Annotated in this window: 25 protein-coding genes, 1 tRNA gene and 2 pseudogenes; 6 read left to right on the top strand and 22 right to left on the bottom strand. The window is 39.4% G+C overall.

The features are described 5' to 3' along the window. Positions 1 to 124 precede the first annotated feature (124 nt). From rocS to glmU, 5 genes are all read right to left on the bottom strand, one after another. Positions 125 to 616 (bottom strand): chromosome segregation protein RocS, encoded by a 492-nt coding sequence (gene rocS, locus ADH52_RS03975; protein WP_000021242.1) that lies wholly within the window; start codon positions 614 to 616, stop codon positions 125 to 127. Positions 617 to 692: 76 nt separating this feature from the next. Beyond that, entirely contained in the window at positions 693 to 1,385 is a 693-nt protein-coding gene (locus ADH52_RS03970) for a 5'-methylthioadenosine/adenosylhomocysteine nucleosidase (protein ID WP_049510241.1), read from the bottom strand. 16 nt (positions 1,386 to 1,401) lie between these two features. Then, positions 1,402 to 1,713 carry a cell wall synthase accessory phosphoprotein MacP gene (macP, locus tag ADH52_RS03965; protein ID WP_000517861.1) on the bottom strand — a complete coding sequence of 104 codons (312 nt, stop codon included), beginning with the start codon at positions 1,711 to 1,713 and terminating at the stop codon, positions 1,402 to 1,404. Positions 1,714 to 1,724: 11 nt separating this feature from the next. Further along, positions 1,725 to 2,270 (bottom strand): NUDIX hydrolase, encoded by a 546-nt coding sequence (locus ADH52_RS03960; RefSeq protein ID WP_049510239.1) that lies wholly within the window; start codon positions 2,268 to 2,270, stop codon positions 1,725 to 1,727. Between the two features lie 9 nt (positions 2,271 to 2,279). Further along, a complete protein-coding gene (glmU, locus tag ADH52_RS03955) occupies positions 2,280 to 3,659 on the bottom strand; it encodes a bifunctional UDP-N-acetylglucosamine diphosphorylase/glucosamine-1-phosphate N-acetyltransferase GlmU (protein WP_049510237.1) in 1,380 nt (459 codons plus the stop codon). A 154-nt stretch (positions 3,660 to 3,813) separates the two neighbouring features. Between glmU and ADH52_RS03950 the strand changes: the two are divergent. From ADH52_RS03950 to lysS, 5 genes and pseudogenes are all read left to right on the top strand, one after another. Beyond that, a pseudogene (locus tag ADH52_RS03950) lies at positions 3,814 to 4,614 on the top strand (GH25 family lysozyme). Positions 4,615 to 4,708: 94 nt separating this feature from the next. Further along, entirely contained in the window at positions 4,709 to 5,551 is an 843-nt protein-coding gene (locus ADH52_RS03945) for a DUF368 domain-containing protein (RefSeq protein WP_049510235.1), read from the top strand. Next, positions 5,551 to 6,033, top strand: a complete 483-nt coding sequence (locus tag ADH52_RS03940; RefSeq protein WP_049510233.1) for an aminoacyl-tRNA deacylase — start codon at positions 5,551 to 5,553, stop codon at positions 6,031 to 6,033. Before ADH52_RS03945 ends, ADH52_RS03940 begins: the two co-directional genes overlap by 1 nt. Beyond that, positions 6,033 to 6,650 carry a histidine phosphatase family protein gene (locus tag ADH52_RS03935; RefSeq protein ID WP_049510231.1) on the top strand — a complete coding sequence of 206 codons (618 nt, stop codon included), beginning with the start codon at positions 6,033 to 6,035 and terminating at the stop codon, positions 6,648 to 6,650. Before ADH52_RS03940 ends, ADH52_RS03935 begins: the two co-directional genes overlap by 1 nt. 137 nt (positions 6,651 to 6,787) lie before the next feature. Next, complete coding sequence (lysS, locus tag ADH52_RS03930) at positions 6,788 to 8,278, top strand: lysine--tRNA ligase (RefSeq protein WP_049510229.1); 1,491 nt, start codon at positions 6,788 to 6,790, stop codon at positions 8,276 to 8,278. A gap of 61 nt (positions 8,279 to 8,339) precedes the next feature. Here the strand turns inward: lysS and ADH52_RS03925 are convergent, their stop codons facing one another. From ADH52_RS03925 to ADH52_RS03900, 6 genes are all read right to left on the bottom strand, one after another. Beyond that, positions 8,340 to 9,179 carry an amino acid ABC transporter substrate-binding protein gene (locus tag ADH52_RS03925; protein ID WP_049510226.1) on the bottom strand — a complete coding sequence of 280 codons (840 nt, stop codon included), beginning with the start codon at positions 9,177 to 9,179 and terminating at the stop codon, positions 8,340 to 8,342. 9 nt (positions 9,180 to 9,188) lie between these two features. After that, positions 9,189 to 9,818, bottom strand: coding sequence for an amino acid ABC transporter ATP-binding protein (locus tag ADH52_RS03920; RefSeq protein WP_049510224.1), 630 nt, complete (start codon positions 9,816 to 9,818; stop codon positions 9,189 to 9,191). Positions 9,819 to 9,827: 9 nt separating this feature from the next. Continuing rightward, positions 9,828 to 10,469, bottom strand: a complete 642-nt coding sequence (locus tag ADH52_RS03915; protein ID WP_049487112.1) for an amino acid ABC transporter permease — start codon at positions 10,467 to 10,469, stop codon at positions 9,828 to 9,830. Positions 10,470 to 11,157: 688 nt separating this feature from the next. Beyond that, positions 11,158 to 11,325: a CopG family transcriptional regulator gene (locus ADH52_RS11260; protein WP_152902839.1), complete on the bottom strand. Its 168-nt coding sequence runs from the start codon at positions 11,323 to 11,325 to the stop codon at positions 11,158 to 11,160. A gap of 1,171 nt (positions 11,326 to 12,496) precedes the next feature. Further along, the gene (locus ADH52_RS03905) at positions 12,497 to 12,772 is read right to left on the bottom strand and encodes an HU family DNA-binding protein (RefSeq protein ID WP_001284640.1); all 276 of its coding nucleotides are present in this window, start codon (positions 12,770 to 12,772) and stop codon (positions 12,497 to 12,499) included. A gap of 107 nt (positions 12,773 to 12,879) precedes the next feature. Then, positions 12,880 to 13,719 carry a DegV family protein gene (locus tag ADH52_RS03900; protein ID WP_049510219.1) on the bottom strand — a complete coding sequence of 280 codons (840 nt, stop codon included), beginning with the start codon at positions 13,717 to 13,719 and terminating at the stop codon, positions 12,880 to 12,882. A gap of 140 nt (positions 13,720 to 13,859) precedes the next feature. Here ADH52_RS03900 and ADH52_RS03895 point away from each other — a divergent pair, with 140 nt between their 5' ends. After that, entirely contained in the window at positions 13,860 to 14,708 is an 849-nt protein-coding gene (locus tag ADH52_RS03895; RefSeq protein WP_049491377.1) for a YitT family protein, read from the top strand. A gap of 30 nt (positions 14,709 to 14,738) precedes the next feature. Here the strand turns inward: ADH52_RS03895 and ADH52_RS03890 are convergent. The 11 genes and pseudogenes from ADH52_RS03890 to ADH52_RS03840 all read right to left on the bottom strand — a co-directional run bounded on the left by ADH52_RS03890 (position 14,739) and on the right by ADH52_RS03840 (position 25,505). After that, positions 14,739 to 16,140 (bottom strand): annotated as a pseudogene (locus ADH52_RS03890) (APC family permease). Between the two features lie 123 nt (positions 16,141 to 16,263). After that, positions 16,264 to 17,676 (bottom strand): Fe-S cluster assembly protein SufB, encoded by a 1,413-nt coding sequence (sufB, locus tag ADH52_RS03885; RefSeq protein ID WP_000797054.1) that lies wholly within the window; start codon positions 17,674 to 17,676, stop codon positions 16,264 to 16,266. Between the two features lie 57 nt (positions 17,677 to 17,733). Further along, positions 17,734 to 18,174, bottom strand: coding sequence for a Fe-S cluster assembly sulfur transfer protein SufU (gene sufU, locus ADH52_RS03880; RefSeq protein ID WP_049491374.1), 441 nt, complete (start codon positions 18,172 to 18,174; stop codon positions 17,734 to 17,736). Next, positions 18,161 to 19,387 (bottom strand): cysteine desulfurase, encoded by a 1,227-nt coding sequence (locus ADH52_RS03875; protein WP_049510217.1) that lies wholly within the window; start codon positions 19,385 to 19,387, stop codon positions 18,161 to 18,163. The genes sufU and ADH52_RS03875 overlap by 14 nt, the downstream gene beginning before the upstream one ends. Before the next feature lie 10 nt (positions 19,388 to 19,397). Continuing rightward, positions 19,398 to 20,660, bottom strand: a complete 1,263-nt coding sequence (sufD, locus tag ADH52_RS03870; protein WP_020902928.1) for a Fe-S cluster assembly protein SufD — start codon at positions 20,658 to 20,660, stop codon at positions 19,398 to 19,400. Between the two features lie 27 nt (positions 20,661 to 20,687). Further along, positions 20,688 to 21,458 (bottom strand): Fe-S cluster assembly ATPase SufC, encoded by a 771-nt coding sequence (sufC, locus tag ADH52_RS03865; protein WP_000114489.1) that lies wholly within the window; start codon positions 21,456 to 21,458, stop codon positions 20,688 to 20,690. 150 nt (positions 21,459 to 21,608) lie between these two features. Next, on the bottom strand, positions 21,609 to 21,803 hold the full coding sequence (locus ADH52_RS03860; protein ID WP_001081602.1) for a DUF3272 domain-containing protein: 195 nt from the start codon (positions 21,801 to 21,803) through the stop codon (positions 21,609 to 21,611). 27 nt (positions 21,804 to 21,830) lie between these two features. Next, entirely contained in the window at positions 21,831 to 23,486 is a 1,656-nt protein-coding gene (gene dnaX / locus ADH52_RS03855; protein ID WP_049510214.1) for a DNA polymerase III subunit gamma/tau, read from the bottom strand. Next, on the bottom strand, positions 23,486 to 23,983 hold the full coding sequence (locus ADH52_RS03850; protein ID WP_049510212.1) for a GAF domain-containing protein: 498 nt from the start codon (positions 23,981 to 23,983) through the stop codon (positions 23,486 to 23,488). The genes dnaX and ADH52_RS03850 overlap by 1 nt, the downstream gene beginning before the upstream one ends. 85 nt (positions 23,984 to 24,068) lie before the next feature. Further along, positions 24,069 to 25,271, bottom strand: coding sequence for a 30S ribosomal protein S1 (rpsA, locus tag ADH52_RS03845; RefSeq protein WP_001001631.1), 1,203 nt, complete (start codon positions 25,269 to 25,271; stop codon positions 24,069 to 24,071). Positions 25,272 to 25,433: 162 nt separating this feature from the next. Beyond that, a tRNA-Gln gene (locus tag ADH52_RS03840) sits at positions 25,434 to 25,505 on the bottom strand. Between the last annotated feature and the right edge of the window lie 80 nt (positions 25,506 to 25,585).

Raw genomic sequence — 25,585 nt, 5'->3', positions numbered from 1 at the left:
AGCCTGCGGCTAGCTTCCTAGTTTGCTCTTTGATTTTCATTGAGTATTACTTGAGCAACTATACTATTTAGATTAGAAATAAAAGAAGCCATCAGGTTAGCATTTAACCTAAACAGCTCCTTGATTATCCTCCAAATAAACGAGCAAAAAAGCCTTTCTTAGTTGATTGGACTTCTTCTTTTGCTTGGTCCAGCTCTAGCTTAAGATTTTCTTGATCCTTCATGGCTTGAAGGGTCAATTGTTGCTGCTGATCGAGTTGTTTGTCTTTCTCAGCAATCTGACGGTCTTTGATGCGCATCTGCTCGTCTTTTTCTGATAACTGACGATCCTTGGCTTTTAATTGTTCATAGAGACGAAGAATTTCTGCATTCTTCTCATCAACCAGAATCTCCATCAGTTCACGCTGCTTGACATCTTCACTGACAGGCTCATCTTCAAAAATCGTTTTTTTATAGATTTCTTCTAGCTTAATCAAGCCACTTCTGGTAACGACTGTTACCCCTTTGTCATTTTTATCTGTGTCTTCTTCTGGTAATTCTTTGACACGGTTATTGATTGCTTGGCGAGACAATCCTAAGACCTCTGCAATCTCACTGACGGTCATTTCAATACTCATAATATCCTCTGAAACGTTTTCTAGCTTTTCTTTACTTAAATCTTATCATAAGCTAGAAAAACTGTCAAATTTCCGCTTAATCTAAAGCCTTCAAAAAGGCTAACAAGACTTGGGCAGAGCGACGTCCAGCTTCGATAATAAACTCATCAAAAGAGATGTTTGCTTCATGATTTGCATTGTCACTCATAGCTCGGATGACTAAGACTGGAAGATTAAGAGCATGCGCTGCCTGAGCAATAGCTGCCCCCTCCATCTCAACAGCCAAAACATCTGGGAAATGAGACTTAATCGCTTCTATCTTATCATTTCCTGCAACAAAACTATCTCCTGTAGCAATCAATCCAAGATGCCATTTTTGGTCCAATTGAGATAAACTCTCTTGGATTTTGGCAACAAAGGTTTTATCCGATTCGAAATAAAGTGGTTGTTGCGCCATTTGTCCATAAGCATAGCCAAAAGCTGTAACATCCACATCATGATAGGCTAATTTGTCAGCAATCACGACATCTCCAACAGCAATACCTTCTGCTACTGCCCCAGCTGATCCCGTATTAATTAGAACATCCACTTGGAAATGATCAGCCAAAACCGCCACACTCATAGCAGACATGACCTTACCAATTCCACTTTCTACAAGAACGACTTCATGAGAGGCAATGGTTCCTGTGTGATAGGTATTGTCTAAAACAACTTGCTTCTGGGCATTTTCTAGATGCTGGACCAGATACGCTAGTTCTTCTGGCATAGCCGCAATAATTCCTATTTTCATTTCAATTCCTTTTCTATTACAAAAGTTTCATTGCTAAGACAAGCAAAATCAAGAGAAAGATGACAGCAAATAAGATTTTATTCAGTTTAGAATTGAAGACATTTCTCTTGGTATTTTCAATGCGACGGCTTTTATGAATAGACGGTTCGACCTGAATCTTCAAGGTTTCCTGGCTAAAACCATGATCCTTAGGATTGGCATAACCAAAACGGGAAGAAGAGGTTGGTAAAATCTTAGTCTCCTCATCATCTAGCAAAGGGGGACCCGAAATTTTTTCGCCTCTATTAGCTCTTTCAATCATTTCATCCGTTAATAAAGGTTTACCCATACTGACCTCCTCTATTTTTTGTGCAATTCCCAATACTGAACAGCCATAATTGTCTTGGCATCACAGATATGACCTGATTGGATCAATTCCTTGGCTTCCTCTAAGCTTACTTCAAGAACTTCCAAGGTTTCATCCTCATCCTGCGGACGCGGATTTTCCACCTTTTTCAAATCACTTGCTCGGTATAGTTTTAATTTTTCATTACAAAAGCCAATTGCTGAGTAAAAATCGTACAAGAGTTCTAACTTTCCTGTATAGGTTGTTTCTTCCTCTAATTCACGAAGGGCTGCTGCGACAGGATCTGCATTTTCTCCTACTTCCAACTTTCCGGCTGGAATTTCGTAAGAGACAGCCTCGATAGCTTTGCGATACTGCTTGACCAAGATGAGTTTTTGTTTATCCGTTACGGCTAAAACACAGACAGCCCCATTGTGGAAAATCAAATCCCGTTGGGCAGTTCCTTTACCTTCTGGTAATTCAACCTGATCTTGGACTAGTTTAAATATTGGTCCTTGATAGATTTCTTTTCGGCTAAGCGTTTTTTCTTCAAATTCCATGATAGGCTCCTACTGATTCTTAGGATGATGAGGAAGGCGTGTTGCATATTCGTCTTTGTTGACCTGACGACCACGACCAATAGCAATAGCATCCGCTGGCACGTCTTTAGTAATCGTTGAACCAGCACCAACGAGGGAATTGTCACCTAACTCAACTGGCGCAATAATGGTTGAATTTGAACCAACAAAGACATTGTTACCAATGACTGTTTTGTATTTGTTTTTGCCGTCATAGTTGACTGTAATGGTTCCAGCACCAAAATTAACCTTGCTACCCACTTCACAATTTCCGATATAAGTCAAATGACCAGCCTTAGTATTCTCACCGATTGAAGAGCCTTTCACCTCAACAAAGTTCCCAATGTGGACTTGGGTAGCTAGGCTTGAACCTGGACGAATGTGGGCATAAGGACCGACTGTCACACCGTCTGCAACACTACTTTCCTCAATCATAGAGTTGGTAATAACAGCTCCTGCTCCGATAGTGCTATCCACTATATACGTTCCATTTGTCAAAACAGTCTCAGCACCAATTTTCGTTTGCCCTTTCAAGGTAACATTGGCTTCGATTTGAACTTCAGGAGCAATCTCAACATCAATATCGATATAAGTTGCTTCTGGGTTGACAAAGCTGACCCCATTGACCATGTGTTTATGATTGATGCGACGACGCATAACCGACTCAGCAGTCGCAAGAGCCACACGGTCGTTTACTCCAAGACTTTCATCAAAATCTTTCAAAGTATAAGCGCCAACTTTTTCACCAGCTTCACGGAAAATGCCAATGACATCTGTAATATAGTATTCACCTTGAGCGTTATTGGTATTGATATTTTTCAAAGCCTCAAACAAACGCTCGTTATCAAAAACATATGTTCCAGTATTGATTTCCTTGATTTGTTTCTCAAAATCTGTAGCATCCTTCTGCTCCACAATGCGAAGAACTTCAGCATTGTCATTACGTACAATTCGTCCATAGCCAAAAGGATTATCTGTTTCAGCAGTCAAGATAGTAGCCACATTTTTATGATTGATGTGGAAATCAATCAAGTTTTTCAAGCTTTCACCTGTGATTAAAGGAGTATCTCCTGCAATGACCAAGGTGTGCCCTGACAAACCTTCTAGGATAGGCTCTGTCATCATAACTGCATGACCAGTTCCCAACTGTTCAGATTGAGTCACAAATTCTGTCTGTCCAGCCAAGACCTCTTCAACCAATTCTGCCTTGTGTCCAACAACTGTTACTGTCTTTTCAGGTTGGATAGCTCCCACACTTCGGAAAACATGTTCCAACATGGAAATACCTGCAACCTTGTGCAAAACTTTTGGCAAATCCGACTTCATACGAGTTCCTTTACCCGCTGCTAAAATAATGGCATAATTTGACATAATCTTCTCTTTTCTCTAGAAATTCCCTTTTATTATACCATATTTCAAATCATTCCGCGCTCTTGAATGAAAAAATGCTCTAAAGTCCTCTATTAACCCATTTTTTGAGTATTTTTTTTGATTTTTTTTCATTTATAAGGTAAAATTATAAGATATGAGAAAGAAAATTAATCCGCTTATTTTGTTTGGTTTTTTTGGGATTATGATTTTAATTTTAATCCTAAATCGCCCTCGTTTTGAGGACCATCCTGTAAAAACAAAGTCAAATATCGCGCAAGTAGAATCGCAAGCGCTACATAATATAGATAAACCGGTGATTGATGTTTCTGGTTGGCAACGACCTGAGGAAATTAATTACGATACTCTCTCCCAAAACATTTCAGGAGCTATTGTTCGCGTCCATAGTGGCGCTCAGTCTTCAAAAGAGAATGATGCTTCCTTTGTTAATGGGGTAGACAAGGCCTTTAAAACCCATATTACCGAGTTTCAAAAACGAAATGTCCCAGTTGGGGTCTATGCATATGTAGCTGGAAAAAGTATCCAAGAAATGGAAAAGGCTGCTGAAAGTTTTTATAATTCCGCATCGCCATACAGCCCTAGCTACTATTGGCTAGATGTGGAAGAAAAAACCATGTCCAATATGAACGAAGGTGTTGAAGCCTTTCGTGCAAAACTAGAATCACTAGGTGCTAAAAATATCGGAATCTACGTTGGGGTCTATTTCATGGAAGAACACAGTATTGATACTGACAAGTTTACGTCTGTGTAGATTCCTTCCTATGGTTCTGACTCAGGATTTTACGAGGCAACTCCTAAGACTGATATAGATTATGACATTCACCAGTACACTTCTAAAGGAAAAATTGCTGGCTTTGACCACGATTTGGATATCAACGTCATCTCTTCTTTAAAAAATAAAGAAGAAACCTTTAGAAAACTCTTTTTAAAACCTTAAAAGCATTTGTTTCTCATTTGCTTTTTCTTTTTGTTTTAGATTGTGATACAATATAGTAAGGATTTTTTGAAATAGAAATAGTTGGAGGAAAAATATGCTCTCATGGTTAGCACGCGTTATTAAAGGGATTGTCATTGCTCTGGGATTTATCTTACCAGGAATTTCCGGAGGGGTTTTAGCAGCAATCTTAGGTATTTATGAACGAATGATTGGCTTTCTAGCTCATCCCTTTAAAGACTTTAAAGAAAATGTTTTGTACTTTATTCCAGTTGCCATCGGTATGCTTCTGGGAATCGGCTTATTTTCCTACCCGATTGAATACCTGCTTGAAAATTATCAGGTCTTTGTCTTATGGAGCTTTGCGGGTGCCATCATTGGTACAGTTCCTAGCCTTCTCAAAGAATCAACTCGAGAATCTGACCGAGACAAGATTGATTTAGCTTGGTTCTGGACAACCTTTATCATTTCTGGATTAGGACTCTATGCCTTAAATTTTGTCGTTGGAACCTTGAGCGCCAACTTTCTTAATTTCGTCCTAGCTGGTACACTGCTGGCTCTTGGCGTATTAGTTCCTGGCCTCAGTCCATCAAACCTACTTTTGATTTTGGGACTCTATGCTCCTATGTTGACTGGTTTTAAAACCTTTGACCTCTTGGGAACCTTCTTCCCGATTGGAATCGGTGCAGGTGCAACTCTCATCATTTTTTCAAAATTGATGGATTATGCCTTAAACAACTACCACTCACGTGTCTATCATTTCATCATCGGTATCGTCCTTTCAAGTACCCTTTTGATCTTGATCCCAAATGCAGGAAATGCTGAAAGTATCCAGTACACCGGTATTTCTCTTGTTGGGTATGTCATCATTGCCTTCTTCTTTGCACTGGGAATCTGGCTTGGTATTTGGATGAGCCAATTGGAGGATAAGTATAAATAATGGCAAAAAAAGTTAAAATCAAAAAAACATTGGTGGAACAAATCCTGTCTAAAGCAGGTATCCCACATCAGGGGATTCAAATCAATGCCCTGGAAGGAAAGCTTCCTCAAGGTTATGAACGAAATCAGATTTTCAAAACCTTGGCGCTTTTGGGAGATAAAACAGGACCAATTATCGGAATTGTCCCTATCACTCAACATTTGTCTGAAAAGAAACTAGCCAAAATTTCTGGCAATAAAAAAGTGAGCATGATTCCACAAAAGGACTTGGAAAAAACAACTGGTTACATTCATGGAGCCAATAATCCTGTCGGAATTCGTCAGAAACACAATTACCCCATTTTTATCGATAAAATCGCCCTAGACTTGGATCAAATGATTGTCTCTGCAGGCGAAGTTGGTCACAGCATTATCGTCGCTCCACAAGACTTGGCTAACTTTGTAAAAGCTGACTTTGCAGATATCTTGGAGGACAGCCAATAATGAAACTCTACTTTGTCCGCCATGGCCGTACCCTCTGGAACCAAGAAGGACGCTTTCAAGGTGCTAGTGGAGATTCTCCCCTTCTTCCTGAATCCATTGACATCCTCAAAAAACTAGGCCATTATCTCAAGGATATTCCTTTTGATCAGATCTATTCAAGTGATTTACCTCGAGCGGTCAAATCTGCTGAAATTATCCAAAGTCAACTCCAGACACCCTGTCCTTTAGAAAGCGTTCCTAATCTCCGTGAATGGCAGCTGGGGAAGTTAGAAGGTTTAAAAATCGCAACCTTGGAAGCAATTTACCCACAACAAATCAAAGCTTTCCGATCTAATCTTGCTCAATTTGACACTCAAATGTTCGGAGCCGAATCCCTCTATAGTACCACGCAACGGACCATCCAATTTATCAAATCATTAAAAGATAGTCCAGCTGAGCGTATTCTAATTGTCGGTCACGGTGCCAATCTTACTGCCAGTCTCCGTACTCTTTTAGGTTATAAAGAGCCACTTCTTCGTAAAGATGGAGGTCTAGCAAATGCCAGCCTGACAATTTTAGAAACTCATGATTTTGAAACATTTACACTCGATACTTGGAATGATACTTCCTATCAATAACAGAACTTGATTTTAGCGTCAAGTTCTTTTTAGTTTTTAAAGATTATCCGTGAATTTCTTGCTTATTTATGATAAAATGGGAGTATCGCAAAAAATGACTCATCGTATTCAATTTTGAGTAAAACTAGGAGGATCCCATGTCAACAGAACATATGGAAGAACTAAATGACCAGCAGATCGTTCGCCGTGAAAAAATGGCTGCGCTCCGTGAACAAGGAATCGATCCTTTCGGAAAACGTTTTGAACGTACTGCAAATTCACAAGAATTAAAAGATAAATATGCTGACCTCGATAAAGAACAATTACACGATAAAAATGAAACAGCTACTATCGCAGGACGCTTGGTAACCAAACGTGGTAAAGGTAAAGTTGGATTTGCCCACCTTCAAGACCGCGAAGGGCAAATTCAAATCTACGTTCGTAAGGATGCTGTCGGTGAAGAAAACTACGAAATCTTCAAAAAAGCAGACCTTGGTGACTTCCTTGGTGTCGAAGGGGAAGTCATGCGTACAGATATGGGAGAACTCTCTATCAAGGCTACTCACATTACACACTTGTCTAAGGCCCTTCGTCCTCTGCCAGAAAAATTCCACGGTTTGACAGACGTTGAAACAATTTACCGTAAACGTTACCTTGACTTGATTTCTAACCGTGAAAGCTTTGAGCGCTTTGTCACTCGTTCAAAAATCATTTCTGAAATCCGTCGTTATCTTGACCAAAAAGGTTTCCTTGAAGTGGAAACACCTGTTCTTCATAATGAAGCCGGTGGTGCTTCTGCCCGTCCATTTATCACCCACCATAATGCCCAAAACATTGACATGGTGCTTCGTATCGCGACTGAGCTTCACTTGAAACGCCTTATCGTGGGTGGTATGGAACGTGTCTATGAAATCGGCCGTATCTTCCGTAACGAAGGAATGGATGCTACTCATAACCCGGAGTTTACTTCTATCGAAGTTTACCAAGCTTATGCAGACTTCCAAGACATCATGGACTTAACTGAAGGCATTATCCAACACGCTGCTAAATCAGTTAAAGGTGATGGCCCAGTTAACTACCAAGGTACTGAAATCAAGATTAACGAACCATTTAAACGTGTTCACATGGTGGATGCTATCAAAGAAATTACTGGTGTCGATTTCTGGCAAGACATGACTTTCGAAGAAGCCAAAGCTATCGCTGCTGAGAAGAAAGTTCCAGTTGAGAAACATTACACTGAAGTTGGCCACATCATCAATGCTTTCTTTGAAGAGTTTGTTGAAGAAACCTTGATCCAACCGACCTTTGTCTATGGACATCCAGTAGCTGTATCTCCACTAGCTAAGAAGAATCCTGAAGACGAACGCTTTACTGACCGTTTCGAACTCTTCATCATGACCAAAGAGTACGGAAATGCCTTTACTGAATTGAACGACCCAATCGACCAACTTACCCGTTTTGAAGCCCAAGCTAAAGCCAAAGAACTTGGTGACGATGAAGCGACAGGCATCGACTACGACTACATTGAGGCTCTTGAATATGGTATGCCTCCAACAGGTGGTTTGGGAATCGGTATCGACCGTCTCTGCATGCTCCTAACTGATACAACCACTATCCGTGATGTATTGCTCTTCCCAACAATGAAATAAACTCTTATCCTCTGGTACTTGCCAGAGGATTTTTTGATGCAAAAAGAGACTGAGGAAAAACTCAATCTCCACTTTTCACTTCTTTTGTTGCCACATCTTCTCCAAACCATTTCTGGCTGATTTCCTGGAACTTTCCTTCTTGATATAGTTCAATAAAGGATTGGTTTAATGCTGTTAATAATCTTTTATCAGCTGGTCTAACTCCAACAGTAAAAGATTCACTTTCAAATCCAGCTGAAAAGACATTGTAATCATTTAATATCCCCTCAGACTGGAGGTAATAATTAGCATACACTCGGTCAATCAACAAAGCATCAATCCGATCATTTTTCAAATCAATTAAGGCTTCATTGAAACTCTGGTATTGATTGGCCTTCTGGTCTTTAACACGATTTTTCAGTAAGTCTGGCTGAGCTTCAAAGTCTAAATAACCAGAGGAACCTGCTTGAGCTCCCAAGGTCTTATCCTTCATATCCTCTACTGAACGAATTTGCTTGCTTTTCTTCGTAACTAGTACTTGCTGATTTTCCATATAAGGAATACTAAAGGCAACTTTTTCTCGGCGTTCATCAGTCGCAGAATAGCCATTCCAAATGGCATCTATGGTTCCATTTTGCAGTTCCGTCTCCTTCATATCCCAGTCGATTGGCTGGAATTGCACCTTGACACCTAATTTTTCAGAAACTGCTTGCGCCAAATCAATATCAAAGCCTGTATATTGGCCATTCTTTTCTTCAAATCCCATGGGTACAAAGGTATTGTCAAAACCAATGGTTATACTCCCCTGCTCTTGATACTTATCCCAGTTATCCTGCTTTGGATCACTAGCCTTCTGAGTACAGGCTGTTAAGAAGAGAGTCAGGAACGAAACCAACACCAAGACAATTTTCTTATTAGTCATCGGCACCTCCTACTTGGGTTCAACCTTGAGAATCTGATCTGCGATATTTTCAGCAAACTGAAAATCATGGGTAACCACAATCTGGGTCATGCCAAGTTCCCTATTTTGCAAGATCAGTTTTTCCACTTCCAAGCGTAATTCAGGATCTAGGGCAGAAGTTGGTTCATCGTAACCAATGATTTCTGGGTCAATCATCATAGCACGCGCCAAGGCCACCCTTTGCTTTTGCCCACCTGATAGTGAGAAGGGATAAGCATCTGCATGTCCTGCCAGTCCTAATTGTTCCAAAAGACCTCGCGCCTTCTGCTCAGCCTCATCCTGCTTCATTCCCATGGTTTTTACGGGCGATAAGGTCAAATTGTCTAGAACTGATAAATGAGGGAACAGTTGAAAATCTTGGAATACAAATCCCAGTAGATTGCGCTTCTCTAGTTCATCCAATTCTAAAGGTTCTCCATTATAAAATATTTGCCCTGAATCAATGGTTTCAAGACCCGCGAGCATGCGTAAGAGAGTCGTCTTACCTCCACCCGAAGGCCCAACGATAGCCAGGATTTGCTTTTCAGGAATTTTTAGACTGAAATTAGACAAAATTTGCTTTTCACCAAACCCTTTATTGATATTTCGTAATTCTAACATGGCAGCCTCCTATCTATAGTAACTGTACTTCTTCTCAACTTTTTTGGCAAGAATAGTCACAATACCAATTAAAATTAAGTAAATGGCTCCTGCCAAGAACATTGGGACCAGACTAGCATCACGGTTGGCAGCTGTTCGACTAGCCAGGATAAGGTCTGAAATTCCTAGCGCATAGACCAAAGAAGTATCCTTGACCAAACTCATAACTTCGTTAAATACACTAGGAAGAACAATCTTGGTCACTTGGGGCAAGATAATATAGCGAACTGTGTCAAAGGGACTAAACTTCAAAACCTTAGCAGCCTCATATTGACCTTTAGGAATGGTATCAATCCCTCCACGGAAGATTTCAGCAAAGTAAGCCGCATAATTCAAAACAAAGGCAATAATGGCCGCAGGAAGACGATCCAAACGGATCCCAATGCTTGGGAGCACATAATAGATAAAGATCAATTGCAAGAGCAAGGGTGTGCCTCGCATGATCCAGATATAAATGTTAATCAGATGATGGAGGGGCTTCCAATGGACTTGCAAGGCAAAGGCAATCAAAACGCCCAAGGGAATAGAAAAAATCAAGACCAGTGCAAAAACCTGCAAAGTCATGCTTGCACCGCTCAATAAACTCGGTAATATCTCAAACAAATAAGACATACTGCACCTCCTAAAAATAATTGTTCCCATTATAGCATAAATAAACAAAATATCCAAGAATTTTTGTAAAAAAATACTCTTTTAAAAAGAAAAACTATATCTATCAAAAAAGAAAGGACGAAATGTGTCCTTTCTCGATCTTAGCTTTCCTTTAACTAAAGATCCATAACATCATCCATAGCAAGACTCATGAACCCCCAGATAAACAAACCAAGGACTAAATAAGCATAGAGTGGCAGGGAAGCAAAGATAAAAGGTGATAGTAAAATCATACCCAAGGTATCTCCAAAATTTGTACAAATACAATACAATCCAAAAGAAAGATAAAGGATAAAAATAATAAACCAAAAGTAAAATCGCTTGCGTGCTTTTTCTTTTCGAAACATTTCTTCCACCTCCCCTTCTATAGCTCTATTATATTACTAAGACTTTTATTTGTAAAAGTACTATCAAAAAGAAGGGACTTTTTAATTTTTTTATATCGTTGAAAATTACGATAAGCTAATTCTACGCAAACCAATAAAGATAATCTCTCAACTGATATCAAAAATAACAGAAAGAATAGTGAATAAATTACCAACATAATAAAAGTTGCAAAGATTTCTTCCATATCATGATTAAAAATATAAATAATCGTGTAGGTATAGAGTGCTAAGACAGAAATAGCCACACCTAATCAAATATGTGCTCAAATCAATCCTTTTCCAGTCATCTTTCTCCCCAGCTCACTATAGAGCCTCTCTAATCCTTTACCAATCGTTTCTGATCGTCCTTGTTGTAGCTTTATTGATACAAAATCGAGTTTATTTAAAATTCTCTCATCAACTCTCACTGGTATAACAAATTGCTTATCCATATAGTCCCCATATTTTTAACATTACTATACTCTCTTATAGCTACATTGACAAGTTAAAGTTCAAAACCAGCTAAATCGATTACTTCTTCTTTATCACTTTTTCAATTGTTGCCAAGACTCCATTAGTCCCTTCCATAAAATCACGAACACTCACACCAGAATCCCCTCTGTAACTTGCCTGATAAAACTATAAAAACGTTTGAAAATTTGCTCAAGTGCCATCACTTCCTCTTTGGCTCTACATCACCTACTAAGTGAGCAAAAATTCTGTAAAGATAGACATAATTTTTGCCAAATCTGTTTATTTCAGTACATCATTAATAGTTACATCATCTCAGAGATTAACAATAAATTCCAACTGCTTTTCAATTTTTTACTTCTACAATTTCGTTTTCTACTGTATCCATAAAAATTAAGGAATCACGATAATATAAAGATAAAAGCATATCTGGCTCTCTCTTCTTATCCTATATCTGTCTTATTCAGTCGACATTTAAATTTCTTCAACTTTTCAGCATTATATCCATATACAATAGTAGCATAATGACCATTTGTTGCAGTATCTAAGCTATATATTAAAGTAAATTTCACTTTTTTAGAAGAGTGATGGACTTTTTACCAAAAAAATCTAAGGGAGCTATATCAGCTCTCTTACTAGTAGCATGAATGATTTTAAATAGGCATTTGAGATTTATATCGATATAAAATACATTCAACGCTTTCTAATCAAACTTGATCTTTCAAAGTCAAAATCAGAGTGATCTAAATTAATCTTAAACCTGTCTCTTGATTACACAGTGAACCTTGAGTATATCGAATATAATTCTGCATGACGAGCGGAACTGCCAAAAATCGTAAAAACTATTGAAGATTTAAATCTGAAAACAAATACACAACTTGAAGAATCCATTGATAGGCACCTCACCTAGCACATCTTTAGGCATACTCTCGTAAGCAGAATAGCGTAACTCTAAAAGTAATTATGGCAAGATTAGGACATTCTGATTCTAGGACAATAAACAAAATCTACACACGTTACAAAGAAGATGGATGATAATATCCTCAATTTGCTAGATATTTTATAGTTTTGCCCCTTTTTTGCCCCCTGTACATAAAAAAAGCCTACTGACCAAGCTAGAAAGCTTGATATGATAGGCTTTTTAAACTCAAATTATTTAACAGCGTCTTTAAGAGCTTTACCAGCTTTGAACGCTGGAACTTTAGAAGCTGCAATCTTGATTTCTTTACCAGTTTGTGGGTTGCGACCTTTACGTGCAGCACGCTCACGAACTTCAAAGTTACCAAAACCGATCAATTGAACTTTTTCACCAGCTGCAAGGTACTCAGTTACTGCTGCGAATACAGCTTCAACTGCTGCTGCTGAGTCTTTCTTAGTCAATTCTGTAGCTTCTGCTACTTTAGCGATCAAATCTTGTTTGTTTGCCATGTTAATGATTCCTCCAATTTAATTTCTAATTAACAAATATAATCATATCCTAAAATCCCTTTTAGGTCAAGTTAAAAACACTATTTCTTCCCATTTTATTTATTTTTTTAGGAGTAGTAACGTACTAAAATAGCCCAAGCATTCTCACCCGTGTGAGTTTGAATAATAGAGCCCGTTTCCAAAACTGAAATAGGCTTTTCAACATAAGCTTGTAAGCTTTCTTTCATCTCTTTTGCCCAATCAGCACTACCAGAATATGAAATTCCAATCTCTGCTACAGAACGTTCAGAGAGCGATGTTATCAACTCATCTAACCATTTTTTAAAAGTTTTAGCTCCACGACCTTTAACGATTGGCTGCAATTCATGGTCTTTCATCTGCATTACAACACGTATATTGAGAAGTGAGCTCAACAATCCAGTTACACGGCCAATTCGTCCACCTTTTACTAAATTTTCCAAAGTTGAAACGCCAATATAGAGTTCTGTGTGGTTTTTAACCTCTTCTACATGAGATAAGATTTCCTCCAACTCTTTGCCTTCTTGCGCTAATTTTGCAGCCTCAACAACTTGGAATTTCAAGGCTTGATCAGTGAAGGAACTATCAATAACTGTCACATCGGCAGTAGATAAGCTAGCACCTTGACGTGCCGCTTCTACAGTACCAGAAAGGGCATGGGACATATGAATAGCAAGAATCTGGCTACCATCCTTGCATAGGTCTTCAAAAACTTCAGCGAAGACACCTACAGGGGGCTGGCTTGTTTTCGGAAGATTCTTACTTGCTTGCATCAACTGAAGAAATTTACCTTCTTCTTTCAAATCCGCATCAGAATAAACAACATTATCAATCATTACAGATAACGGAACAACAGTGATATCTAATTGTTTTACTAGTTCAGGTTCAATAGTAACAGATGAATCGGTTACAATCTTAATTTTTGTCATAGTATCAATCTTTCTATTTTAGGATTCAGATTGGTTTTCTTACTTTTAATTATATCAAAAAAAGATTAAAAATCCTAATGGAGTCAATCAAATTTTCCTTAAAAATTTGATATAATCTACTTATAAGAAAAGAGGTCCCTATGATTAAAAAAATTTATCCCATTTTAACCATTTTACTAGGTGCTGCTATTTATGCTTTTGGTCTGACTTATTTTGTAGTTCCTCATCATCTCTTTGAAGGAGGGGCGACAGGTATTACCCTCATCACCTTTTATCTTTTTAAAATCCCTGTTTCTCTCATGAACCTGCTGATTAATATTCCCCTTTTCATCCTAGCTTGGAAAATCTTTGGAGCAAAGTCCCTCTATTCTAGTTTACTAGGAACCTTAGCCTTGTCCGCCTGGTTGGCCTTTTTTGAACGTATACCCCTTCATATTGATCTTCAAGGTGATTTACTAATCACTGCCCTTATAGCTGGGATTCTATTGGGAATTGGTCTTGGAATTATCTTTAATGCTGGAGGTACAACTGGTGGTACTGATATTCTAGCTCGTATTATCAATAAGTATACTCATATATCTATGGGGAAACTGCTCTTTATCTTAGATTTTTGTATTCTCATGCTTATTCTCCTAATCTTCAAGGACTTGAGATTGGTTTCCTACACGCTCTTATTTGATTTTATCGTTTCTCGTGTCATTGATTTGATCGGCGAAGGTGGCTATGCCGGCAAAGGCTTTATGATTATCACAAAACGTCCTGACCAACTTGCTAAAGCGATTAATGATGACCTAGGAAGAGGAGTTACTTTTATTTCTGGTCAAGGTTATTATAGTCAAGAAGATTTAAAAATCATTTACTGTATTGTCGGAAGAAATGAAATTGTGAAAATGAAGGAAATGATTCATCGAATTGATCCTCAAGCTTTTATAACTATTACAGAAGCCCATGAAATCCTAGGAGAAGGCTTCACATATATAAAAGAGTAAGTAAAAAGCTGGGAAGTTCCAGCTTTTTCTTTATTCAGAAAGTGTAGAATGACGATAGCCATAAGTAAAGTAAATCACAAGTCCAACTACAAGAGCAATTCCAAACGCAATCCATGTTTCTACACTATATTGAAGCATAAAGGAAAGACAGATTAGAATCGAGAGAATCGGCAACAAGGGAACTAGGGGAGTTTTGAATTCTCCTTCTTTAGGCATTCCCTTATCCTTTCTAAGTTTTATAATTCCATAAGCCAATAAGATAAGATAAGATAAGATAAGCAAGCGTACAAATATTTAGAAAGGCCGCGATACTAGCCAGTGGAAATACTCCTGCTGCTATTGCAGAAGCAACTCCAGTTAAGATGGTCGCATTTTTAGGAACACGACTTGTTTTGCTTAATTGCTTAAAACTTCGAGGTAAAAGACCATCACGTGCTAAACTGTAAATCATACGCGATAAGGCATAAGTCATAGAAATACATACTGTTATTAGGGTCAAAATGGCCACTAATGACACATAATTAGCTGCCCAACCAATTCCTATACTTCGCAATGAAAAAGCTACAGCATCGTCCACATTGAGTTGGCTGTAGTGAACAATCCCTGTCAATACTAATGTAACCAGAGCATAGAGAATCGTTACGATTGTCAAAGACAAAACAATTCCTTGTGGGACATTCTTTTGTGGATTTTGAATTTCATCAACAGCCATCGAAATAGATTCAAATCCTAGAAAACCAAAGAACATCAAAGATGCTCCTGCCATTATTCCAGTACTTCCACCATAAATTTGACCAAAACCAAAAGGAGCAAAGTTGGACCAATTTTCTGGTTTAATATACCAGATACCAACTAGAATAAACAAAGCGAGAGCAGAGAACTTCAAGACGACTAGAAGCGAATTAAAACGCAATGCTGCCTTGGAATTTAATAAAACTAAACCGGTTACCAGTGTCAATACCAAAATAGGTAAAAGGTCTATATAGGTACCATGCTCAGGGTTAAAGGTCCCATTCAAGGCTTGAGGCATTGAAATACTATAGTTACTGAGTAAGCCTTTAAAATAAGCTGCCCAGCCAGAGGCCACACCAGAAACTGCTGTCATGAATTCCATGATGGTCAACCAACCAGCAATCCAAGCTGGTAATTCACCCAAAATTGCATACAAATAACTATAAGCACCACCAGTTGCAGGAACACGAGAGGCAAACTCTGCGAAAAAGAGGGCGGATAAAGAAACACACAGGGCAGAAATCACTATAGATACAACCAGTGACGGACCAGCAAGCGTTGCTGCTGCGGTTCCTGTAATGGTAAAAATCCCAGTTCCTACCATGGCACCGATTCCTAATAAAATCAAATCCCATACTTTTAAATGACGGTGCATTTCAGTACGTCCCAAGCTAACATCTTTTGTTCTAAAAATATTCATACTTCATCTCCATTAAATATGATTGTTTTATTTTATCATATAAAAGGGATTTTGTGAATATTTATAAGATGATTTTTCAAAAAAATCCGAACAGAATAAATCCTGCTCAGATTCTACATATTCTTACCCAACTGATCCTTCCATCTCATAGCTAATCAAACGGTTAAGTTCAACTGCATATTCCATTGGAAGTTCTTTTGTAAAGGGTTCTACAAATCCCATGACAATCATCTCAGTTGCTTCAGATTCTGACAATCCACGGCTCATGAGGTAATAGAGTTGTTCTTCTGAAATCTTAGATACCTTAGCTTCGTGTTCCAAAGCGACTTGTGAGTTGTGAATTTCATTAAACGGAATGGTATCTGATGCTGATAAGTCATCCATGATAATGGTATCACACTCGATGTGAGAGACAGATTTCTTAGAGTTTTTATTAAAGGTTACTTGTCCACGATAGTCAACCTTTCCTCCACCTTTAGCGATGGATTTAGACACGATAGACGAGCTTGTATGTGGAGCGTTGTGGATCATCTTAGCTCCAGTATCCTGATGTTGCCCTGCATTGGCAAAAGCGATAGAGAGCATGGTACCACGCGCCCCTTCTCCATCAAGGTAAACAGATGGGTATTTCATGGTTGTTTTTGCACCCAAGTTACCATCAATCCACTCAACAGTGGCATCCTTTTGAGCTTTAGCACGTTTCGTTACCAAGTTATATACATTATCAGACCAGTTTTGGATAGTCGTATAACGCATATAAGCACCATCTAAGGCAAAGATTTCTACGATGGCAGCATGCAAGCTGTTACTTGAATAAGTTGGTGCTGTACATCCTTCTACATAATGGACACTTGCTCCCTCATCAACGATAATCAAGGTACGTTCAAACTGACCAGTATTTTCGTTATTGATACGGAAGTAAGTTTGAAGTGGAATATCTACCTTGACCCCTTTCGGTACGTAGATAAAGGTTCCACCAGACCATACTGCTGAGTTAAGGGCAGCCAATTTGTTATCTGTTGGCGGTACCAACTTAGCAAAGTATTGTTTAAACAAGTCTGGGTATTCCTTGAGGGCAGAATCAGTATCTGTAAAGATAATCCCCAATTTCTGGAACTCTTCCTTCATATTGTGGTAAACCACTTCTGACTCATACTGGGCAGAGGCACCAGCTAGATAAGCACGCTCAGCTTCTGGTATACCAATACGTTCAAAGGTTTCTTTAATTTTTTCAGGAACCTCATCCCATGAACGAGCTGGTTTATCAGATGGTTTTTGGTAGTAGATCAAGTCATCAAAATCAATCTCTGACAAGTCTGCTCCCCAAGTTTGCATAGGCATTTTTTTGAAGGTTTCATAAGACTTCAAACGGAATTCTAACATCCACTCAGGTTCTCCCTTAGCAGCTGATAGTTCACGAATGACATCTTCGTTCAATCCTTTTCCTGTCGATAGGACAGGCTCTACATCATCATGGAAACCAAATTTATATTCACCAAGATCAATTGGTTTTGGTTCTACTCTTTCTTCAGCCATAATATCCTTTCTTTCATTCTTCATTTCTACTAATTCATAAGACAAAAGAAACTTGTCTTACTGATTTTTTTGATTTTCAATTGTTTTCTTCAGGGCGTTCCAAGCTAGGGTTGCACACTTGATTCGTTGAGGGAATTTGGCAACACCTGACAAGAAAGCTGCATCGCCTAGTTGGTCTTGGCGTTCATCTTTTTGCCCTTGAACCATTTCAGAAAAAATAGTCGCAAGTTCTAAGATTTCTTGTTTGTTTTTTCCTAAAACTGCATCTGTCATCATACTTGCAGAGGCAGTTGAGATAGTACAGCCTGAATTTAGAAAAGCAATATCTTCCAAACGATCCTCTGCATCAAACTTGACAGAGAGATTGATGACATCCCCACAGGTCGGATTGTTGAGACTGATTTGCTCAGCATCTTCCAACTTTCCTTGGTGATGTGGATTTTTCGAATGGTCTGCTACCACTGCCATATAAAGGCTATCTAGTTTAGAAAGTGCCATTGAAAAACTCCTTTGTCTTTTGTAAGGCATCTACTAGCTTATCGCAATCTGCCTTGGTATTGTAGATATAAAAACTTGCACGAGCTGTTGCTGGGACATCCAAATACTGGAGCAAGGGTTGGGCACAGTGGTGACCTGCTCGAACAGCCACTCCTTCATAATCCAAAGCAGTCGCAAGGTCGTGAGGATGAAGGTCGCCTAGGTTAAAGGCAATGACACCTGAACGTTGAGACAAGTCCTGTGAACCATAAATGATCAGTCCTTCAATCGCCTGCAGTTTTGGATAGACGTATGCGATCAATTCTTGTTCATGGGCTTCAATCGCATCCATACCAATCTTTTCAAGATAATCTACTGCTTCAGCAAGTCCAATAGCACCTGCCATATTAGGAGTTCCAGCCTCGAATTTCCAAGGCAATTCCTTCCAACTAGCAGATTGCTCATAAACGAAATCAATCATTTCGCCGCCAAATTCAACTGGTGACATTTGCTCCAGATACTTTTCTTTGCCATAAAGAACACCGATACCAGTCGGACCAGCCATCTTGTGACCTGAAAAGGCAAAAAAGTCCACATCCAAGTCCCGGACATCGATCTTCATATGAGGCGTAGATTGGGCGCCATCCACCACCATAAGGGCTCCAACTTGGTGAGCCATTTGTGTGATTTCTTTGATAGGATTGACCACACCCAGAACATTTGAAGCGTGAGCTAGCGACACAAACTTGACCTTGTCAGTCAATTTAGCTCGCAAGTCATCCATATCCAGAGCTCCATCCTTGAGATAGACATAGACAAGCTCTGCCCCAGTCTTTCGGCAAGCTTCCTGCCATGGAATAATATTGGAATGGTGTTCCATTACTGAAATCAAGACCTGGTCTCCTTCAGTCAAGATTTCCTCAGCGAAACGTGCCACCCAGTTGAGACTAGTCGTAGTTCCTCTAGTGAATAGTACTTCCTTTGTCGAACCTGCGTTGATGAACTTACCAATGGTTTCACGAGCAGCTTCATAAGATGCTGTCGCACGCTCTGCCAAGGTATGAACCCCACGATGAACATTGGCATTGTCCTGCTCATAGTAGCGGTTAATCGTCTCCAGAACTGCTAGTGGTTTTTGTGTCGTCGCAGCATTGTCCAAATAAACCAATGGTTCATCATTAACAATCTGGTCTAAAATTGGAAAATCCTTGCGAATCACTTCTACATCTAACATAGGCTACCCCTTAGCGTTTTGACAATTTTTCTTCGATAGTCGCAATCATTTCATCACGAACTTCCTTGACTGGAATCTCAACGATAACGGAGCCAAGGAAACCACGGACAACCAAACGTTCTGCAGTTGCCTTATCTAAACCACGGCTCATGAGGTAATACATATCTTCTGGATCTACCTGACCGATAGAAGCCGCGTGTCCTGCAGTTACGTCATTTTCATCAATCAAAAGAATTGGGTTGGCATCTGAACGCGCTTGGTCTGACAGCATAAGAACACGGCTCTCTTGTTGCGCATCTGCACCCTTAGCACCCTTGATAATGTGGCCAATACCATTGAAGGTCAAGGTTGCTTTTTCAAGAATAACCCCATGTTGTAGGATATTTCCGATTGAGTTGCAACCATAGTTAGTTACTCGGGTATCAATCCCTTGTACCTGACGGCCACTTGAAAGAGCTACGACTTTAAGATCCGCATGGCTACCGTTACCAATCAAGTCACTATCAAAGTCAGCAACAACATTTCCTTCGTTCATAACACCGATCGCCCAGTCAATGCTTGCATCGTTGCCTAATTTACCACGACGGCTAATGTAAGCAGTGACGTTTTCACCTAGACGGTCAATCGCAGCAAACTTCACTTGAGCACCAGAACGCGCAATTACTTCTACTGTGATATTAGCAGTTGCTTTGGCACTTCCTTCACCGCGTGACTCTAAACGTTCTAGATAACTAATCTTAGAGTTTTTACCAGCGATAATCATAATATGCTTATTAAACGGCACATCACTATCGCTGTCTTGGTAGAAAATACCTTCGATTGGCTCTGTAATTTCCACGTTATCTGGAATATAAAGAACAGCACCACTGTTGAAATAAGCTGTATGGTAGGCTGCTAATTTGTCATCGTCATACTTAACAGATGACATGAAGAATTCTTCAATAAGCTCTGGAATTTCTTCTAAAGCTGAGTGGAAGTCTGTAAAGACGACACCCTGTTCAGCCAACTCAACTGGAATTTGCTCAAAAACAGTTTGAGTTCCTACTTGAACCAATTTCAAGTGATTATCTAGAGCTGTGAAATCTGGAACATTTACTGATGGCTCACTTTCTGTAATCGTTCCATCACCCAGATTCCAACGGTGGAATTTGACACGCTCAATAACTGGTAATTCCAAAGTCTCAATCTTATCAAAAGCTTTTTGACGGAGGTCAGCCAACCAGCTTGGTTCAGCGTGCATTTCTGAAAAAAGTTTAATATTTTCTTTAGTCATTTACTTCTCCTAAAAGATACGAGGTAATTACAATTCTTCCTTGTAGTCGTAGCCAAGTTCTTCAGCTAGTTTTGCGTATCCTTCACGTTCCAAACGCGCAGCCAATTCTGGACCACCTGAAAGGACAACTCGACCTTCCATCATGACGTGTACCACATCAGGTGTGATGTAGTTCAAAAGACGTTGGTAGTGAGTGATAATCATAGCACCAAAGCCTTCACCACGCATGGCATTCACACCTTTAGACACAACTTTAAGGGCATCAATATCAAGACCAGAGTCAATCTCATCCAAAAGGGCAAAAGTTGGTTCCAACATCAAAAGTTGAAGAATCTCATTACGTTTTTTCTCACCACCAGAGAAACCTTCGTTGAGGTAACGCTCAGCCATTTCTTCTTTCATGTTGAGCAATTCCATCTTTTCATCTAGCTTAGTGATGAACTCGCGAACTGAAATCTTCTCATCGTCTTCTTTACCAGCATTCATGGCTGCACGAAGAAACTCAGCGTTAGTAATACCAGGAATTTCTGATGGATATTGCATAGCAAGGAAAAGTCCCATACGCGCACGCTCGTCCACTTCCAACTCAAGGATGTTTACGCCATCAAACAAGACTTCACCTTTGGTAACTTCATAGTTTGGATTTCCCATGATAGCGGCAGAAAGAGTCGATTTACCAGTACCATTTGGTCCCATGATAGCGGCGATTTCTCCTGTTTTCAGGGTCAGGTTAACCCCTTTTAAAATTTCTTTTCCTTCAATCTCAACGTGAAGATCTTTGATCTCTAATACTGACATGATAGTTCCTTTCTTTTTCAAAGCCTTTACAGTGCTCACTAGAAACATACTTGATTTCCCTAGAAAATACGGTAAAAGGTCAATAAATATACTTTTATAGTATAACAAAAAAAAGCCTAAAAGGCTTTGATTTTGTCTAGAAGCTGAGGACTAGTCTTTTCCTTTTAAATGCTGGTCAATGACATCTACAATCTTGCCCATCAAGTAACTAACTCGGAAATTTCTAAAGAGCAAAATGGCCCAAAAGGCTGCCATAATATAGCGACCAGTCATCCAGGCTTCATTGAAAAAATAGGTCTCAGCAGCTGTAAACAGCGCGATGATAATAAATTGTTGTCTATTCATAAACTTATTGTATCATGAAATCTTTCTTTAGTCTTCCTCTACCTTCACTTTATCAGCCAAAAATTCAAATCCTTCTGGAATCAGGCTTTCTTCTGCTTCTTTTTCAGTTTGAGAAGATTTGGCTTTGGCTGAAAAGGCTGCGCGAACTTCTTTCCATTCCTCCATGGAAATAGCTAAAATCTCAGGTGAAAAACCTGCTGCCTGACTGAGGATGTTACCAAACATGGTGTTGAGATTGTCCCGTTTCATGGTTTGACCAGCATTGAAGTTAGACTCAAAAGCAAGAATAGCATGGTGTTCATTGGCCGCAACCGGTTGAGAACCAACTAGCAGAGCCTTATCAGGGCCTCCTAGACTTTCAATCACCTCTCCCCAGGCATTCTGCAAGCGAATCAGATTTTGACGTGCTAAATCAGGATTTTCGACAGCCTCTTGCAAGATAGATTGCACTTTATTGCGATCCACACGATAGACTGTCTTGCTCGCTGCTGGACGGTTAGGTACTGGACTGGTTGGCTTAGCTACAGTTCCTACATTTGCGAGTTCTTGTTTGAGACGGGCAACTTCCTGTCTCAATGCAGAAATTTCATGTTCAACTGCCCCAGAAAGAGCTGGTTCAGGCTTAATCTCTGCTAAACGGATAGTCATCATCTCAGCATAAATCTTAGGCTGCAAACTAGACTTAATATCTGCTAAACTGACTGTCGCTAAGCGAATCATTTCAAACAGATTTTCTTGAGGAAGTGCTAAATTTTCTACAAAGACTGGACTATGATGAGTGTTTTCTCCACCTGTTTGAACAATTAACAAGTCTCTTAAATAGTGTAAAAGGTCGGTCACAAAACGAGTCATGCTCTTACCATTGTCAAAGAGAAGATTTAAACAAGCTAATGCTTTAGGAACATCCTGTTGAGATAAGGCAAACACATAATCATCCAAGGCTGATAGACTAATGGTGCCAGTAATTTCTTCAGAGATGGCAGTCGTCAATTCATTTCCCTGTGTCAAACTTAGGGCTTGATCCAAAATAGACAAGGCGTCTCGCATTCCACCTTCAGCCCGTCTAGCAATGATTTCCACAGCCTCTGGTTCAGAACTGATATTTTCTTTTTCTAAGATATAGTGGATATGTTCCTTAATATCCTGTGTTTTAATTGATTTAAATTCAAAACGTTGCACACGGGATAAAATAGTGGCAGGAATCTTGTGCAATTCAGTAGTGGCCAAAATAAAGACAACATTCTGTGTTGGCTCTTCCAGCGTCTTTAAGAGGGCATTAAAAGCCCCTGTAGACAGCATGTGAACCTCGTCTATGATATAGACCTTATAACGGGCAAGACTAGGGGCATAAGTAGATTTATCACGAATTTCACGGATTTCATCCACCCCATTATTAGAGGCTGCATCCATTTCAATGACATCTTCTAAACTACCGTCCGTCACTGCCTGACAAATATAGCAGTTATTACATGGTTCACCACCCACTTGATTGGGACAGTTCATAGCCTTGGCAAAAATCTTAGCCACACTGGTTTTTCCCGTTCCACGAGGACCAGAAAAAAGATAAGCATGACTTATTTTCTCTTGCTCCACCGCTTGTTTAAGAGTCTTAGCCACAACTTCTTGACCAACCAATTGGAAGAAGTTTTGACTTCTATATTTTCGATAAAGTGCTTGATACATTAGGCTTTCTCCCCAAACATTGTAAAGTCCCATTCTGTCTTTTCAAGCAAAATAGCGACAAATTGTTCCAAATAATCTCGATCCATAGCATCATAATCATCAAACTCTGAAGAATCAAGATCCAGAACTCCAAGTAATTGACCATTCTTAACCATCGGAACAACAATTTCACTTTTAGCTCGACTATCACAAGAAATATAGTTGGGATAAGTTGTTACATCACCAACCAGGACAGTTTCCTGAAAATGAGCTGCCTCCCCACAAACACCTTTTCCCAGTGCAATACGGATACAGGAAACACCTCCTTGAAAGGGACCTAAAACCAATTCCTTTCCATCGAACAAATAAAAACCTGCAAATACAGTGTTAGGAAAGCGAGATTTTAGAAGAGCACTGGCGTTGGAAAGATTAGGCAAAACATTGGTTTCACATTCCAATAAAAAAGAGAGCTCTTCATTTAACATTTGATAACGTGATTGTTTTTCTGATTCTAACATAGAACTATTATATCAAAAAAGACTTACAGACAAAAGAAAAATCCCTTGTTTAGAAAACAAAGGATTTTATGAATTTTCAATTTGATTAAAGTTCGATATCACCGAACAAGTCAGCCATTGAGAATCCTGTTTGTGTTTCTGGAAGTTCGAAATCACGTTTTTCTTGACGTTTTGGACGACGTGGACGAGCAGCACGTTTTTCTTCTTTTTGTCCTTCTTCTTGAGCTGGACGCTCTTCAAGAGCTTTGATAGAAAGTGATACGCGCTCTGCATCTGCGTTAACTTCAAGAACTTTAACTTGAACTTCTTGACCAACTTTAAGAGCTTCTTTTGGATTTTCAATACGTTTGTGTGAAATTTGTGATACGTGAACAAGTCCATCGATACCTGGCAATACTTCAACAAATGCACCGAAGTCAGTCAAACGTTTAACTGTTCCTTCTACTACATCACCTTTAGCCAATTTTTGCTCAACGCCATCCCATGGTCCAGGTGTTGTTGCTTTAAGTGAAAGTGATACACGTCCTTCTTCTTCGTTAAGATCAAGGATTTTCACTTCAATTTCTTCACCAACTGTTACAACTGATTTTGGTGATACGTTACGTTCGTGTGACAATTCAGTCAAGTGAACCAATCCGTCAACACCACCAAGGTCGATGAAAGCACCGAAGCTTGTGATACGTGCAACTTTACCAGTTACAACATCACCAACAGCCAATTTACCGAATACTTCAGCACGAGCTGCTGCAGTAGCTGCTTCAACAACTTCACGACGTGAAAGGATGAAGCGGTTTTCTTTAGCGTCAACTTCTTTGATTTTAGCGTCAAATTCTTGACCTACAAAACGCTCAGTGTTACGTACGAAACGAGTATCCAACATTGAAGCTGGGATAAATCCACGAACACCTTCAAATTCTACTGAAAGTCCACCTTTAACAGCACGAGTTCCTTTAACAGTAACAACTTCTTCTTCACGACCAACAAGTTTGTCCCATGCTTTGCGAGCTTCAAGGCGTTTTTTAGATACAAGGTATGTAACTGTATCAGTATCTTTACCAACTACTTGACGAAGTACAAGAACATCCAATACTTCTCCTACTTTAACAAAGTCATTGATATCTGCATCGCGATCGTTTGTCAATTCGCGAAGAGTCAAGACACCTTCAACACCAGTTCCAGAGATTGCAACGTTAGCTTGAGTCGCATCAACTGTCAATACTTCAGCACTAACAACATCACCAGTCTCAACTTGGCTAACGCTATTTAGCAAATCTTCAAATTCGTTCATCTAAAAAATCCTCCAACAATCAAGTTTTTTCTTAAACTTGACATACTTATAATTTTTTTCCTAAGCACCCGCAAGAACAAGTTCATATCGTTCACGTCTTTCAATTATAAAAATAAAATACCCTAAGATATTTTGCTTTTTATCTTGATCATTACCTAAGAACTGGGGTAGCTGGATTCGAACCAACGCATGAGGGAGTCAAAGTCCCTTGCCTTACCACTTGGCTATACCCCATTGATGAAATGGAGAGAGAGGGATTCGAACCCCCGAACCCGAAGGAGCGGATTTACAGTCCGCCGCGTTTAGCCTCTTCG

It is taken from the genome of Streptococcus pseudopneumoniae, from assembly GCF_001072665.1.
GTDB classification, from domain to species: domain Bacteria; phylum Bacillota; class Bacilli; order Lactobacillales; family Streptococcaceae; genus Streptococcus; species Streptococcus pseudopneumoniae_S.
Note: the sequence above shows the minus strand (reverse complement) of the source record. Positions and strands in the feature narration are given on the sequence as shown.

Excerpts from the sequence above, each read along its gene's own strand:
- ADH52_RS03905 (WP_001284640.1), bottom strand. The coding sequence starts at position 12,772 with ATGGCAAACAAACAAGATTTGATCGCTAAAGTAGCAGAAGCTACAGAA.
- ADH52_RS03940 (WP_049510233.1), top strand. The coding sequence starts at position 5,551 with ATGGCAAAAAAAGTTAAAATCAAAAAAACATTGGTGGAACAAATCCTG.
- rocS (WP_000021242.1), bottom strand. The coding sequence starts at position 616 with ATGAGTATTGAAATGACCGTCAGTGAGATTGCAGAGGTCTTAGGATTG.
- rpsA (WP_001001631.1), bottom strand. The coding sequence starts at position 25,271 with ATGAACGAATTTGAAGATTTGCTAAATAGCGTTAGCCAAGTTGAGACT.
- ADH52_RS11260 (WP_152902839.1), bottom strand. The coding sequence starts at position 11,325 with ATGGATAAGCAATTTGTTATACCAGTGAGAGTTGATGAGAGAATTTTA.
- dnaX (WP_049510214.1), bottom strand. The coding sequence starts at position 23,486 with ATGTATCAAGCACTTTATCGAAAATATAGAAGTCAAAACTTCTTCCAA.
- ADH52_RS03900 (WP_049510219.1), bottom strand. The coding sequence starts at position 13,719 with ATGACAAAAATTAAGATTGTAACCGATTCATCTGTTACTATTGAACCT.
- ADH52_RS03895 (WP_049491377.1), top strand. The coding sequence starts at position 13,860 with ATGATTAAAAAAATTTATCCCATTTTAACCATTTTACTAGGTGCTGCT.
- sufD (WP_020902928.1), bottom strand. The coding sequence starts at position 20,660 with ATGACTAAAGAAAATATTAAACTTTTTTCAGAAATGCACGCTGAACCA.
- ADH52_RS03920 (WP_049510224.1), bottom strand. The coding sequence starts at position 9,818 with ATGTTAGAATTACGAAATATCAATAAAGGGTTTGGTGAAAAGCAAATT.
- glmU (WP_049510237.1), bottom strand. The coding sequence starts at position 3,659 with ATGTCAAATTATGCCATTATTTTAGCAGCGGGTAAAGGAACTCGTATG.
- lysS (WP_049510229.1), top strand. The coding sequence starts at position 6,788 with ATGTCAACAGAACATATGGAAGAACTAAATGACCAGCAGATCGTTCGC.
- ADH52_RS03860 (WP_001081602.1), bottom strand. The coding sequence starts at position 21,803 with ATGAATAGACAACAATTTATTATCATCGCGCTGTTTACAGCTGCTGAG.
- ADH52_RS03935 (WP_049510231.1), top strand. The coding sequence starts at position 6,033 with ATGAAACTCTACTTTGTCCGCCATGGCCGTACCCTCTGGAACCAAGAA.
- ADH52_RS03970 (WP_049510241.1), bottom strand. The coding sequence starts at position 1,385 with ATGAAAATAGGAATTATTGCGGCTATGCCAGAAGAACTAGCGTATCTG.
- ADH52_RS03875 (WP_049510217.1), bottom strand. The coding sequence starts at position 19,387 with ATGTTAGATGTAGAAGTGATTCGCAAGGATTTTCCAATTTTAGACCAG.
- ADH52_RS03945 (WP_049510235.1), top strand. The coding sequence starts at position 4,709 with ATGCTCTCATGGTTAGCACGCGTTATTAAAGGGATTGTCATTGCTCTG.
- ADH52_RS03925 (WP_049510226.1), bottom strand. The coding sequence starts at position 9,179 with ATGACTAATAAGAAAATTGTCTTGGTGTTGGTTTCGTTCCTGACTCTC.
- sufB (WP_000797054.1), bottom strand. The coding sequence starts at position 17,676 with ATGGCTGAAGAAAGAGTAGAACCAAAACCAATTGATCTTGGTGAATAT.
- ADH52_RS03915 (WP_049487112.1), bottom strand. The coding sequence starts at position 10,469 with ATGTCTTATTTGTTTGAGATATTACCGAGTTTATTGAGCGGTGCAAGC.
- sufC (WP_000114489.1), bottom strand. The coding sequence starts at position 21,458 with ATGTCAGTATTAGAGATCAAAGATCTTCACGTTGAGATTGAAGGAAAA.
- ADH52_RS03960 (WP_049510239.1), bottom strand. The coding sequence starts at position 2,270 with ATGGAATTTGAAGAAAAAACGCTTAGCCGAAAAGAAATCTATCAAGGA.
- sufU (WP_049491374.1), bottom strand. The coding sequence starts at position 18,174 with ATGGCACTTTCTAAACTAGATAGCCTTTATATGGCAGTGGTAGCAGAC.
- ADH52_RS03850 (WP_049510212.1), bottom strand. The coding sequence starts at position 23,983 with ATGTTAGAATCAGAAAAACAATCACGTTATCAAATGTTAAATGAAGAG.
- macP (WP_000517861.1), bottom strand. The coding sequence starts at position 1,713 with ATGGGTAAACCTTTATTAACGGATGAAATGATTGAAAGAGCTAATAGA.